Source organism: Nocardia sp. NPDC051570 (assembly GCF_044454005.1).
Lineage (GTDB): Bacteria > Actinomycetota > Actinomycetes > Mycobacteriales > Mycobacteriaceae > Nocardia.
In genome coordinates, this window is record NZ_JBITDI010000013.1 from 47,757 (window position 1) to 60,299 (window position 12,543).

Genomic DNA, 12,543 nt, shown 5'->3' on the forward strand with positions numbered 1-12,543 from the left:
CACCCGAAACACGAACCCACTGCGATGCGATGGGAGCGTAACGATCTTCGAGCGCCGGAATCAGAGTGTTTAGCCCGACCTTAAGAGTCACATGCGAGCTGCGGTGACAGCGGCCACAAGCCCACCGTCGATGACCAGATCCTGGCCGTTGATATAGGAGGCGGCATCGGAGGCGAGAAATGCGACCGCCTCGGCGACATCGTCGGCGGTGCCGATCCGTCCCGCCGCCACCTCCGCCACGACCGCGGCCGCCGCCTCGGCGGACACATTGTCGTGGAACATCGGCGTCTCGATATATCCCGGGCTGACCGAATTGACGCGAATTCGCCTGGGCGCCAATTCCGCCGCGAGCGTATGTGCCAGATTGTGCACGGCCGCCTTGGTGGCCGCGTACAGGGCGCCACCCGGCATGCCGCGGTGCACTGTCCAGGAGGCGTTGATGACGATCGCCGCCCCCTCGCTCAGCAGCGGAAGGCTCCTCTGGATGGTGAAGAAAACGCTCTTCACGTTCCCGTGCAGCACCCGGTCGTATTCATCCTCGGAGATTTCCGAAAACGAGATAAACGACGCGATACCGGCATTGGCGAAAACCACATCCAACCGCCCGTGCCGCTCCCGGACCGCATCGATCAGCACGTCGAGATCGCCGAGATCCGCCGCATCGCCGGGAACGGCGAGCGCCCGAGGGCCCAATTCCGCCGCGGCGGCGTCCAGGCGGACCTTGTCGCGCCCGGTGATCACCACCCACGCGCCCTCCGTAAGGAGCCTGCGCGCCGCGGCCAGCCCCATGCCGCTGGAACCGCCGGTAATCAGCGCGACCTTATCGTCGAATCGAGAAGCGTTGTATGCCATGAGATTCAGCGTGTCGAGCGCGCAGCCGGGTAACCAGTGCCGGATCAACCCGGGTGTGCCACCACCACTCTCAGTCCGTCGAGTCGTTCGGCGGTGCCGGTTCCGGGTCGCGGGTGATAGAGGTCCAGATACCAGTCCGGATGATCGGCCACGATCAGCGCCGTCATATCGAATACCAGCTCGCCGACCTGCGGATGACGCACCGCCTTCACCGTCTGGGCCGGCGCGCTCACCTCGTGGCGTGCCCACAGTTCGGCGAATTCGGAACTGGCCGAGTCGAATTCGTCGATAACCCGCTCGAATTCCGGGTCCCCGGGAGCGCGGCCGGCATCGGCCCGGAAGGCCGCGACGACACCGGGGGCGGCCGCGGCCCAGTGCTCGTGCATGCCGCGATAGCGCGGATTGGTGAAGAAGGCGATCAGGCAGTTCCGGTCGGTGTCGTCGAATCCGAAGGCGGTCCGCGTCCCGTCGTTGACGGCGAGCAGATTCCAGTAGCGGTCCCGCAGGATCGCCGGGCGCGGGGACCAGGTATCGAGCAGCCGCCGCAATTCCGGTGTGACCGAACCGGATCCGTGCAGCACGGGCGGATTCAGCCCGGCCAGCACGTACAGATGCGCCCGCTCGGCCCCGCTCAGCCGCAGGGCCCGCGCGACGGCGTCGAGCACCTCCGCCGAGGTGTTGATGTCCCGTCCCTGCTCGAGCCAGGTGTACCAGGACACTCCGACCCCGGCCAGCAGCGCGACCTCTTCCCGCCGCAGCCCGGGAGTGCGCCTCCGGCCGGCCGTGGGCAGGCCGACCGCCTCGGGTGTCAGCCGCGCGCGCCGGGTTCGGAGGAAATCACGAAGCTGCGCATGGCGACTCGTGGTCACCACGGATCCGGCGGTCATATGCCACGGTAACAATCCGCTCAGCCCAGCGCCGGAATCGGTTGCGGCTCCGCTGCTTCCCCCGGCCGGACGGCTCGCCGCCGGGCCAGCAGCGCGGTCGGTACGCCGAGCGCGGCGATCAGGCCCATGCCGAGCAGTAGGTAGCGGGCGGAGTGCACGGTCGACGGTTCACCGAGATTCATGAGCACGCCCGCACCGGCCGAGCCGAAGGCGTTGGCGATCAGCTGGACGGTTCCTATTGTGGCAGCGGCCTTCTCGCCCTCTGATCGGTCGGTGGTGCTGCCCATGACGGCCGCGCTCAGATGCGGGAATGCGGAGCCGATACCCGTGCCGGCGAGGAACAGCCCGAATACCCACACCGCGATCAGCGGACCGCTCGCGCCCTGGCGCTGGAACGCGGCGGTGAGGAGGAGGCCGATCGCGACCGTCGCGGGTCCCGCCACGCGCAGCAGCGCGATGGTCCGGGCCCGGCTCGCGCCCGCGCTGAAGAGCTGACCGACGGTCCAGCCCAGCGACATCGCGGCACCGACGAAACCGGCTGCCAGCGGGGCCGATCCGGCCAGGCGCTGGCCGATCATCGGAATGAAGATCTCGACGTTGATGCCGATCGCGACGAAGAAGATGGTCAGGTAGAGCCACTTCAGCGATGAGCCGCGGGCGAAGGTCAGCGCGGGCAGCACGCCGTCGGCGGTGCGGCGCTCGTTCGCGAGGAAGGTGAGGGCGGCCAGCACCGCGACGAGCGCGGCCACCGCGGTCGACAGCCCGCGCGGCAGGACGCCGACCAGACTGATCGACGCGGCCGCCGAGGTGAGCAGGACCAGCGAACCCACCGGCACCCGGCGGCCCGCATCGGAGCGATCGCCGCGCGGCAGCGAGAACGGCACGGCCGCCGCGATGGGTACGGTCACCGCCGCCAGCGCGATGAAGGCGAGCCGCCACGGCCCGAACTGCGCGACCGCGCCGCCGAGCGCCGGGCCGACGAACGCGCCCAGCCCCCACACCCCCGAGATCATGCCCGAGGCCCTGGTCCACAGGTGCGCCGGATAGCTGGATCGGATCACCGCGAATCCGAGTCCCGACAGCAGGCCGCCGCCGAAACCCTGGATCGCGCGACCCGCGAGCAGCACACCCATATCCGGTGCGGCCGCGCAGACGAGGGTGCCGGCGATGAAGATCGTGAAGGCCAGCAGATACGCCCCGATCGCGCCCCGCGCCGCAAGGGCCTTGCCGACCAGCATCGATGCGACCACCGAGGCGATCAGGAAGGCGGTGGCGTTCCAGGCGAAGAGCCGTTCGCCGCCGATATCGTGCACGGCCGTCGGCAGCAGGCTCGCCGTCACATAGACATTGGTGGCGTAGAGCAGCACGCCGCCGCCGAGCACGATCGATGTTCCCCGATACCCGCGCCCGAACAGCTCGGCCCAGGATCCCGTTCCCCCGTCGACATTCATGGGACGAACGTAGAAGCTCGAGTGTGCTCGAGGTCAAGGGCGGGATCCGGGGCCCTGGCTAACTGCTGCTGGCCGCCGCCGTGGCGAACGGCGTTGTCACGGGCCGGATCTCACGCTGCGCCGGATGCTTCCACAGGCCGCGGCGCCGCAGGATCGGCAGGACGCCCTCGCCGAACCAGTACGCCTCCTCCACGTGGGGGTAGCCCGAGAGGATGAAGTGTTTGATGCCCAGGCGGGAGTATTCGACGAGACGCTCGGCGACCTCCTCATGGGAGCCGACCAGGGCGGTTCCGGCGCCGCCGCGGACCAGGCCCACGCCTGCCCAGAGGTTCGGGGCGATCTCCAGGCGTTCGGTGTCGCCGCCGTGCAGTTCGAGCATGCGGCGCTGGCCCTCGGATTCGCTGCGGGCCAGATTCGCCTGCACGCGTTCGATATCCGCCGGATCGATCGCCTCCAGTAGCCGGTCCGCCTCGGCCCAGGCCTGTTCGGAGGTGTCGCGCGAGATGACGTGGATGCGGAGGCCGTAGTCCAGGATGCGGCCGTGATCGACGGCCAGTTTGCGGATCCATTCCAGCTTCTTGCTCACCGCGAACAGCGGCTCGCCCCACGTCAGATAGGTATCGGCGAATTGCGCCGCGACCGGGCCGGCGGCGGGGGAGGAACCGCCGAAGAAGATCGGCGGCAGCGGATCGGGGTGGTTGTTCAGCAGCGCGTCCTGTACGCGAATGTGATTGCCCTCGAAGGAGAACGGCTCATGCGCCTGCCACAGCTCGCGCACCACGTGCAGGAACTCTCCGGTGCGGGCGTAGCGCGCGTCCTTGTCGAGGAAGTCGCCGTAGGCGCGCTGCTCGTGCGGCTCGCCGCCGGTGACCACGTTGAGCAGCAGCCGCCCGCGCGAATGCCGCTGGAAGGTGCCCGCCATCTGCGCGGCCAGCGTCGGGCTCACCAGGCCCGGACGCAAGGCGACCAGGAACTTCAGCGCCTCGGTCGTCTCCACGAGCATGGCCGTGGTCAGCCAGGCGTCCTCGCACCATGCGCCGGTCGGGGTGAGTACGGCCTCGAAGCCGTTCTCCTCCGCGGCGCCGGCGATCTGGTTGAGATAGCGCAGCGACGCCGGCCGGTCACCGGACATCGAGGTGCCGTGACCGCCCGCGACCAGATTGCGGGAGTCGCCGTAGGTGGGAAGGAACCAGTGAAAAGACAGGCTCATGCGAGCGATTCCCTTTCAGGATGCGGGATAGAGGTCGTTGAAGCGGGTGTCGACGAAGTCGGCGATCCTCACCTTGTTCGGGATGAGTTTGGCCGCGGAGAAGGCGTCGGCCACTTGCTGTTCGGCGTCGATGGCGGCCGGATCGAGCGGATGATCCTGATACACACTGCGTTTCACCACGACCGTCGTCACCTCGATCGGCAGGCCGCTGTGCTGGGCGTAGGTCTGCGCCCACTGATCGAGGTGCACGTTCACCCAGGCATGCGCCCGGTGGATGCGCGCGAGCAGGTCGTGTAGCGCTGCCGTGCGCGACTTGCTGTCCAGCGCCTGGGTTCCCGCGACGTAGTAGGAGTCCGGATTCACATATCCGGTGCCGTCCACCAGGATTCGCGCACCGGCCTGCTGTTCGGCCTGGGCGGTATAGGGATCCCAGATCGCCCAGGCGTCCACCCGGCCGGTGGTCAGCGCAGCGAGCGCGTCGGCGGGCTGCAGGTACTGCGGCTCGATATCGGTGAAGGACAGGCCGTTCTTGTTCAGCACCGACAGCAGGTGATAGTGCGCCGAACTGCCCTTGGCGACCGCGATCTTCTTGCCGCGCAGGTCCGTCGGGGCGTGCAGGGGCGAATCCTTGGGTACCACGATGCCCTGTCCCGCGGTGCCCGCCCCGTAACCGGAGACGATCTTGATCGACGATTTGGCGGCCGCGGCGAATACCGGCGGCGCGTTACCGACGCCGCCGAGATCGACGGCTCCGGCGTTGATCGCCTCGAGCATCGGCGGCCCGGAGGTGTACTGCGACCATTCGATCTTGTACGGCACGGCCTTCAGCTCACCGGCCGCCTCCAGCAGCGCCTGCAGGCCGGTGCCCTTCTGATCGCCGAGACGCAGGGTGACCTGGGACAGGTCGACCGTGCCGTCGGAGCGCACCGCCGCGTCCTCGGTATCGGAGGTGCCGCATGCGGTCGTCACCACCGCGGTGAGGGCGAGCGCGGCGAACAGGCGGCGGGAGATCATGCGGTTCCTTCGATGTCATGCGTGGTCACGCCGAGTTCGGTGAGCAATTCCTGCCGCAGCGCGGTGAATTCGGGATGTTCGCGCCGGCGTGGGCGCGGCAGGTCGATGCGGATATCGCGGGCGATGCGGCCGTCGGCCAGCACCAGCGCGCGGTCGGCGAGCAGCAGCGCCTCGTCGACGTCGTGGGTGACCAGCAGCACGCCCGGCCGGTGCCGGGTCCACAATTCGAGCACCAGACCATGAATCGTGATGCGGGTCAAGGCATCCAGCGCGCTGAACGGCTCGTCGAGCAGCAGCAGGTCCGGATCGCGGACCAGGGCCCGCGCCAGCGAGGCGCGCTGGGCCTCGCCGCCGGACAGGGTCAGCGGCCAGGCGTCGGCGCGTGCGGTGAGCCCGACCTCGGCCAGCGCCGCGCGGGCCGCGGCCTTCGGATCCGGATGGCGCAGGCCGAGAGTCACGTTGGCGTGCACGCGTTTCCATGGCACCAGCCGCGGCTCCTGGAAGGCGACGGCGATATCGCCGTCCACACTGACCTCGCCCTCGTGCTCGCCGTCCAGACCCGCCAGCACCCGCAGCAGAGTGGATTTACCGGTGCCGCTGCGCCCGAGCAGTGCGACGAATTCGCCGCGGGCGATATCGAGATCGATGTGGTCGAGTACCGGCCGGTCGCCGAATGCCTTGGTCAGTCCGTGAATTCGAACGACATGTTCGCGCGCGACGATCGGATCCGCGCTCAGTTCCCCAAGAAATCGCGTCGCCATACCAGCGCCCTCCTCTCGATCAGCCGCACCATGGCATCGGTGATCAGGCCCAGCAGGCTGTAGACCAGCAGGCCGACGACGATGACATCGGTGCGCAGGAATTCGCGGGCGTCGTTGATCATGAATCCGAGGCCCGCATCGGCATTCACCTGTTCGGCCACGATCAGGGCGAGCCAGGCCACGCCCAGCGATTGCCGCAGCCCGACCAGCGCCTCTGGCAGCGCGCCGGGCAGCACGATGTGGACGAGCATGCCGACCCGTGAAAGCTGTTGTACGCGGGCGAGTTCGGCGAGTTTCCCGTCGACACCGCGGATTCCGGAGAAGGTGTTGAGATACAGCGGTACGGCCACGCCGAAGGCGACCAGCACGATCTTGGGCAGTTCGCCGATGCCGAACCAGAGGATCAGCAGCGGGATCAGCCCGTAGAACGGCAGCGTGCGCAGCATCTGCACGGGCGGATCGATGAGATGTTCCCCCAGCAGGCTCAGCCCGGCCAGTAGCGCCAGGCCCACGCCGATCGCGGCGCCGATCACGAATCCGACGGCCGCGCGCTGTAGTGATACCGAAAGGGCGTGCGGCAGCGTGCCGTCGCGGATGAGGTCGACGGCCGTGCTCACGACGGTGCCGGGGGAGGCCAGGAGCCGCTCGGGCAGCGCGCCGGTGGAACTGGCCACCTGCCACGCGACGATGAGCAGCACCGGACTGATCAGGCGCGCCCAACGGGCCCGCGGCAGATGTGGCAGCCGAACGGGTGTCGACCGCAAGGCGAGTGAAGACAAGGCATAACCTCCCGGCGATCGATGCTGCCCGTCGGGGCCGGAAGGGTCACTAGTTCGAATCTGCCTGGGTGCAACCCTCCCCGAGTCTCGATGGGTACCGGAGGCTTGTCGCGATAGTCCGATATGTCGGATTTGATCAGAATTCGACGTGAATGAGGATACGAAGCTTATGAGTATGAGGGCCGACGTCGTGGTCGCGGCCCCGGCGATCACGCTCGTCACCGCTCCGGACGCGATTCTCGCGGTGGCGTAATACTTTACGACTATCGATCGGTAGTTCGACTCGTCGAATGGGTCGGAATCGTTGCAAGCGGCGCAACGAAACGATCTGCACTGCAAAGGTTTCGAGGCAGTCCTGACCAGGCTTTCAGGGGGTCTGGGCCGCAAAAGTTGCGGAGTTGCGGAACTTTGTGCAAGGTGACGCTGCGCCGTGCATTTGTGCTGCGGCCGGAAGATGAGGAATGCCAAGTGAAAATGAGGAAATTCGCGGTGGTCACGGCTCTGGTGACCACGGCGTTGGGTGTTGCCGCTGGATCGGTGAACGCCGCCCCCGTCAACGATGACGGGGCTGTCTACTACAAGTCCACCACCGAAGGTAAGTCGAGCATCATCACGACCGACGCCGGGTCCATGGATGTGGAGGACGGGGTCTTCAAGATCAAGGCTGCCAACGGAACCGTGTTGGCCGGAACGGATCTCGAGTTCCGCGTCGACGATTTCGAATTCCCGATCGTCGCGGACATTTCCGATCGCAAGGCGACCCTGACCCCGCAGTTCGATATCGAGCACGCGGCCTACAAGCCGCTCGACGCCGCGGCCAAGCCGGTCGACGCCGCGGGCAAGCCGGTCGCGCTGCCCTTCGAGGACACCGCGCCGTGGAAGACCCCGTACGACCGTGAGCAGGCGGCCTGGAACCGCATGAAGGACAGCATCGCCACGGGCGCCACCCTCGGCACCCTGGTCGGCGGCGTCGGCGGTGCGGCCGTGGGCTGCATCCTCGGTGGTGCCGCCGGTGTCGTGCTGACCGGTCCGATCACTGCCATGCTGGGTGCGCCGCTCGGCGCCGCCGGCGGCTGCATCGCGGGCCTTCTCGCGGTCGGCGCCCTGGGCACCCTGGCCGGCCAGCTGCTCGTCACCGCCCCGGTGGCGATTCTGGCTGCGGCGCAGTACTTCACGACCATCAACGCGCCGTTCGCCCCGGCTCCGGCCCCGGCCGCCCCTGCCGCTCCGGCCCCGGCCAAGTAGCAAGTAAGTAGCGCAGTCCCGGCGGAATGCCGCCGGACGCCGGCCCCGCCCGATTGCCGTGACCGGGCGGGGTCGGCGCATTTCCGTTGCGAGGGAATGGCATTCATGACTTCGCCGGATAACCCGCGCCGGAGGGTCCCCTCGGGGTGTGGTCGCGATAGGCTGAGGTGGTGCCCAGCGACACGATCGTGCCGAAACGGGATTACAGCGTCCTGGCGATCGCATCGTCGGCCGGTGGCATCACCGCGCTCAGCCGCGTTCTGGGCGGACTGCCGCCCGACCTTCCGGTGCCGGTGCTGGTCGTCCAGCATCTGGATCCCCGGCACGAGACGATCATCGCCGACGTGCTGGCCCGGCGCACCGTATTGCCGGTGCGATTGGCCCGCGCCGGGGAAACGGCCGCGCCCGCGGTGGTCTATATCGCGCCGCCGAACTTCCATCTGCTGGTGGGCGCGGACGGCGTGCTCACGTTGTCGAGCAGCGAACTCGTCCATTTCGTTCGGCCGTCGGCCGATCTGCTGTTCGAATCCGTCGCTGGGGCTTACGGTTCCGCGGCGATCGCCTGTGTGCTCACCGGATCCGGCGTTGACGGCGCGATGGGAGTGAGTGCGATCAAGGCGCGCGGTGGCACCGTGATCGTGCAGGATCCGGAGGAGGCAGAATTCACCGGAATGCCGCAGGCGGCCATTCGGACCGGCCCGGTGGATTTCGTCCTGCCGCTGGCCGAGATATCCCCGGTGATGTGCGCTCTGGTCGGGCGGAGGTCCCGGTGACCGAACCCCGACGTCGGCATGCGGCCGACGCCGCCGATCCGGGTGACGGGTCCGAGGCGTCGCTGGAAGAGCTGCTGATCTTCATCCGCGATTCGCGGGGTTTCGATTTCACCGGTTATAAGCGTTCGTCGCTGGCCCGGCGCATCCGCAAGCGGATGGCCGAGGTGCGGATCGCGGATTATCTGGATTACCGCGACTACCTGGAGAGCAATGCGGACGAATTCCGCTCGCTGTTCAACACGATCCTGATCAATGTCACCAGCTTCTTCCGCGATGTGGACGCCTGGCAGTATCTGCAGCGCGAAATCCTGCCCGAACTGATCGCGGGCACCGATATCGGCGGCGAGATCCGGATCTGGAGCGCGGGCTGTTCCAGTGGTGAGGAGGCCTATTCGCTGGCGATCGCCTTCGCCGAGGCCCTCGGCATCGATGAGGCGGTCAAGCGGATCAAGATCTACGGCACCGATGTCGACGAGGAGGCCCTGCGCGACGCCCGCACCGGCATATATTCCGGGAAGGATCTGGAACCGCTGTCGACCGAACTGCGTAACCGCTACTTCGAGGCCAACGGCGATAAGTTCGTCTTCCGCTCCGATCTGCGCCGCCGGGTCATCTTCGGCCGCCACGACATCACCCGCGACGCCCCGATTTCGCGGCTGGACCTGCTGGTGTGCCGCAATGCCCTGATGTACTTCAATGTCGAGGCGCAGTCGCAGATCCTGGACCGCTTCTATTTCGCGTTGCGGCCCAGCGGATTCCTGTTCCTGGGCAAGGCCGAGATGCTGCTGTCGGACGGGGAGCGGTTCGAGGTCGCCAATATGCGCCAGCGCATCTTCCGGCGTCGCGCGGGAGGCGCCACCACGGTGCACACTCCGGCGCAGCTGCGGCTCGACACCGGGCTCGGCCAGGAGGTGCAGGGCTTCGTCAAGCGGCGGCTGCTGAGCGAGCTCGCCCTGGAGACCGCGCCGATCGCGATGCTCGGACTCGACACCGAGGGCAAGGTGACCGTCCTCAACAGCCAGATGCGCAGCCAGTTCGGCCTGACACCGCACGATATCGGCCGCCCGCTCAGCGATTTGGAGATCTCCTATCGCCCGGTCGAACTGCGCTCGCTGATCGATCAGGCCGTCACCGAGCATCGGACCATCCGGATCAGTTCGGTCGAACGCCGGGTGGGGCCCGACGATACGCAGTTCTACGACGTGCACGTCCAACCGCTGTGGAGCGGCGACGCCCCTTATGTGGGCATCGTGGTGAACTTCGTCGACACCACCGTGGCCACCCGGCTCGCCCTCGAGGTGAAGGTCAAGCGCGAGGAACTCGAAACCGCCTACGAGGAACTGCAATCCACCAACGAGGAACTCGAGACCACCAACGAAGAGCTGCAGTCCGGCAACGAGGAACTCGAGACCATGAACGAGGAAATGCGGATCCGCGGCAACGAATTGGACCAGGCGAGAATGTTTCTCGAGGGCATCCTGTCCAGCATCGACGCCGGTGTGGTGGTCCTCGACGATGAGTTGCGGGTGCGCAGCTGGAACCGGGCCGCCGAGGAACTCTGGGGGCTGCGCGCCGAGGAGGTGAATCAGCAGCCGTTCGCCGCGCTGGATTTCGGCCTGCCGCTCGGCGACCTGTACCGGAACATCCAGCAATGCCTCGAATCCGCCACACGCTGGGGGCCGATGGAGATTCCCGCCGTCAATCGCATCGGACGCGCCATCCTCTGCACGGTCACGTGTACGCCGCTGAACGGCGCCGGCGAGGGTGTGGTGCTACTGATGGAGGAGGTCGCGACGGTATCCGGTGCGCTACAGGGGGATTGATCTCACCCGCGTCGCTGTCGTCCTTCCGGGTGGCAGGTTACACTGGAGCCGTGCGGTCCTCTTCGGACAGCGGCGACGACACTATGCGAGAGTGGCGTCACTACGCCCGCGAAATGGAACGCGCCGCCCGTGCAGCTGCCGTGGCGACGAGGTACGAACATCAGCTGCTGCGGCCGCCGGAATCCATGCGGCCGGTCCGCACGCGAATGGCCACCCTGCACCGTCAGATCGAACAGCGTCATCTGGCCTGCGCCCGGCTGTTTCGACTGCATGCCCTGCGGCTGCTGCACTGGCGTGCGGACGGTTCCGCGGCGGTCCGGCCGGTGTTCATGGCCGCCGTCGCCGAGGATCTGGGCCTGGGCAGCGCGGCGATCACGCTGTTCGACGACCAGCGGCGGGAGTTGCTGCACGCCGCCTCCGATGCCCGCTCCCGCGCCGCCCACGATCATGAGGTGACCATCGGGCAGGGCCCCGCGCGCGAGGTCGCCGCCGGCGTGGAGGCCCTCCTCGTCGAGGGTTCCGAGCTGATCGGACGCTGGCCCCAATACAGCACGGCCGCAACCGATCTCGGGATCCGCTCCGTGGTCGCGGTCGGCGTTCCGATGGGTCCGGCGTGGCGGGGGGCGCTGTGCGTCTACTCCGAGCGCAGCCATCTCCCGGCCGATGCGGTGCCGGCCATCGGGCGCATCGCCGAGGTGCTCGCCACCCAGATGCTCCCGGCCGGATTCGCGCGGGGGGTGCCGCGCGGCGCGCTGTTCGACGACGCGGACTATTCGAGCACGGTGAATCAGGCGATCGGAATGGTCGCGGTGCAGGAGTCGACCGAGCTCGACACGGCCCTGCAGCTGTTGCGCGCCCGAGCCTTCGCCGAGGGAATCTCGCTGCGGGAACTGTCCGGCCAGGTCGTGGAGGAGGGGTATCGACTGTGCTGATCATCGATCCGCTGGGCGGCCTCTCATGACCGACCGAATGGCGACCGGAATGACGCGACTGACCGCGTTGCTGCTGTCGGACTCCGATATCGTCGAGCGACCGGACGATATCGCCGGGATCGTGTCCGGGATGCTGCCGGGCGGTCCGCTCGTCGGGGTCACCCTGGACTCGGAATCCGGGGTCGTCGGTAAGTCCGGCGGTACCCATGAGCTCTCGGCCGCGGAGGTTCACCACTACGGCGCTCCGGGCCCGTACCGGGTCGTGCTCGAGACGGCCCAGCCGATGTCGGTGCCCGATCTGCGGGCCGAGGAGCGCTGGGATGGTTACGCCCGGCGGATGCTCTCCCGCGGCATCCGCTCACACGACATCTGGCCGCTCGTCTTCGATCACGACTCGGTCGGAACGCTGAGCGTCTATCTGACCAGAACCGGCGGGGTCGCCTCGGATACCCGCGACGAGCTCGGGCTGATCGTCGACCATCTGAGTGTGCTGCTGCATATCGCCGCGGAGATCAGTCATCGGCTGGCGATGACCGAGCAGCTGCGCGCGGCGCTCGACTCGCGATCGATCATCGATCAGGCCCTCGGAATCATCATGGGACAGCGGCGGTGTGACCATGAGACGGCATTCGATCTGCTGCGCGAACAGTCGAATCGGAACAACGTGAAGGTCGCCACGCTCGCGGCGCGGGTGGTGGCGTCGTTCGGCGGCGCCGAGTATCGGGAGGCGCATTTCAACGAGCCGCCGCGCCGGCCCAAGTTCCCTCGCTGACTCGGTCGGCACCCTCGGTTTCGATCCCGCTGCGCATAACCCGT

The 12,543-nt window shown here is 67.7% G+C and carries 12 protein-coding genes; 5 read left to right on the forward strand and 7 right to left on the reverse strand.

Annotated elements, in window-relative coordinates; all coding sequences use genetic code 11:
• Positions 1-87 precede the first annotated feature (87 nt).
• The 7 genes from ACIA76_RS29380 to ACIA76_RS29410 are packed head-to-tail and all read right to left on the reverse strand — an operon-like array spanning position 88 to position 6,954.
• On the reverse strand, positions 88-852 hold the full coding sequence (locus tag ACIA76_RS29380; RefSeq protein ID WP_397156273.1) for a glucose 1-dehydrogenase: 765 nt from the start codon (positions 850-852) through the stop codon (positions 88-90).
• Between the two features lie 44 nt (positions 853-896).
• Positions 897-1,739, reverse strand: coding sequence for a helix-turn-helix transcriptional regulator (locus ACIA76_RS29385; RefSeq protein WP_397156275.1), 843 nt, complete (start codon positions 1,737-1,739; stop codon positions 897-899).
• Positions 1,740-1,759: 20 nt separating this feature from the next.
• Positions 1,760-3,190, reverse strand: coding sequence for an MFS transporter (locus tag ACIA76_RS29390; protein ID WP_397156277.1), 1,431 nt, complete (start codon positions 3,188-3,190; stop codon positions 1,760-1,762).
• A 58-nt stretch (positions 3,191-3,248) separates the two neighbouring features.
• Positions 3,249-4,400 carry an LLM class flavin-dependent oxidoreductase gene (locus tag ACIA76_RS29395; RefSeq protein WP_397156279.1) on the reverse strand — a complete coding sequence of 384 codons (1,152 nt, stop codon included), beginning with the start codon at positions 4,398-4,400 and terminating at the stop codon, positions 3,249-3,251.
• A 15-nt stretch (positions 4,401-4,415) separates the two neighbouring features.
• The gene (locus ACIA76_RS29400) at positions 4,416-5,414 is read right to left on the reverse strand and encodes an ABC transporter substrate-binding protein (RefSeq protein ID WP_397156281.1); all 999 of its coding nucleotides are present in this window, start codon (positions 5,412-5,414) and stop codon (positions 4,416-4,418) included.
• Complete coding sequence (locus tag ACIA76_RS29405) at positions 5,411-6,175, reverse strand: ABC transporter ATP-binding protein (RefSeq protein WP_397156283.1); 765 nt, start codon at positions 6,173-6,175, stop codon at positions 5,411-5,413. Before ACIA76_RS29405 ends, ACIA76_RS29400 begins: the two co-directional genes overlap by 4 nt.
• Positions 6,148-6,954 carry an ABC transporter permease gene (locus ACIA76_RS29410; RefSeq protein ID WP_397156285.1) on the reverse strand — a complete coding sequence of 269 codons (807 nt, stop codon included), beginning with the start codon at positions 6,952-6,954 and terminating at the stop codon, positions 6,148-6,150. Before ACIA76_RS29410 ends, ACIA76_RS29405 begins: the two co-directional genes overlap by 28 nt.
• Before the next feature lie 468 nt (positions 6,955-7,422).
• Here ACIA76_RS29410 and ACIA76_RS29415 point away from each other — a divergent pair, with 468 nt between their 5' ends.
• From ACIA76_RS29415 to ACIA76_RS29435, 5 genes are all read left to right on the forward strand, one after another.
• Positions 7,423-8,199 carry a hypothetical protein gene (locus tag ACIA76_RS29415; protein ID WP_397156287.1) on the forward strand — a complete coding sequence of 259 codons (777 nt, stop codon included), beginning with the start codon at positions 7,423-7,425 and terminating at the stop codon, positions 8,197-8,199.
• Positions 8,200-8,369: 170 nt separating this feature from the next.
• Positions 8,370-8,972 (forward strand): chemotaxis protein CheB, encoded by a 603-nt coding sequence (locus ACIA76_RS29420; protein ID WP_397156289.1) that lies wholly within the window; start codon positions 8,370-8,372, stop codon positions 8,970-8,972.
• Positions 8,969-10,795, forward strand: a complete 1,827-nt coding sequence (locus tag ACIA76_RS29425; protein WP_397156291.1) for a CheR family methyltransferase — start codon at positions 8,969-8,971, stop codon at positions 10,793-10,795. Before ACIA76_RS29420 ends, ACIA76_RS29425 begins: the two co-directional genes overlap by 4 nt.
• A 50-nt stretch (positions 10,796-10,845) precedes the next feature.
• Positions 10,846-11,727 carry a hypothetical protein gene (locus ACIA76_RS29430; protein WP_397156292.1) on the forward strand — a complete coding sequence of 294 codons (882 nt, stop codon included), beginning with the start codon at positions 10,846-10,848 and terminating at the stop codon, positions 11,725-11,727.
• Positions 11,728-11,752: 25 nt separating this feature from the next.
• The gene (locus tag ACIA76_RS29435) at positions 11,753-12,499 is read left to right on the forward strand and encodes a GAF and ANTAR domain-containing protein (RefSeq protein WP_397156294.1); all 747 of its coding nucleotides are present in this window, start codon (positions 11,753-11,755) and stop codon (positions 12,497-12,499) included.
• Positions 12,500-12,543: the final 44 nt, after the last annotated feature.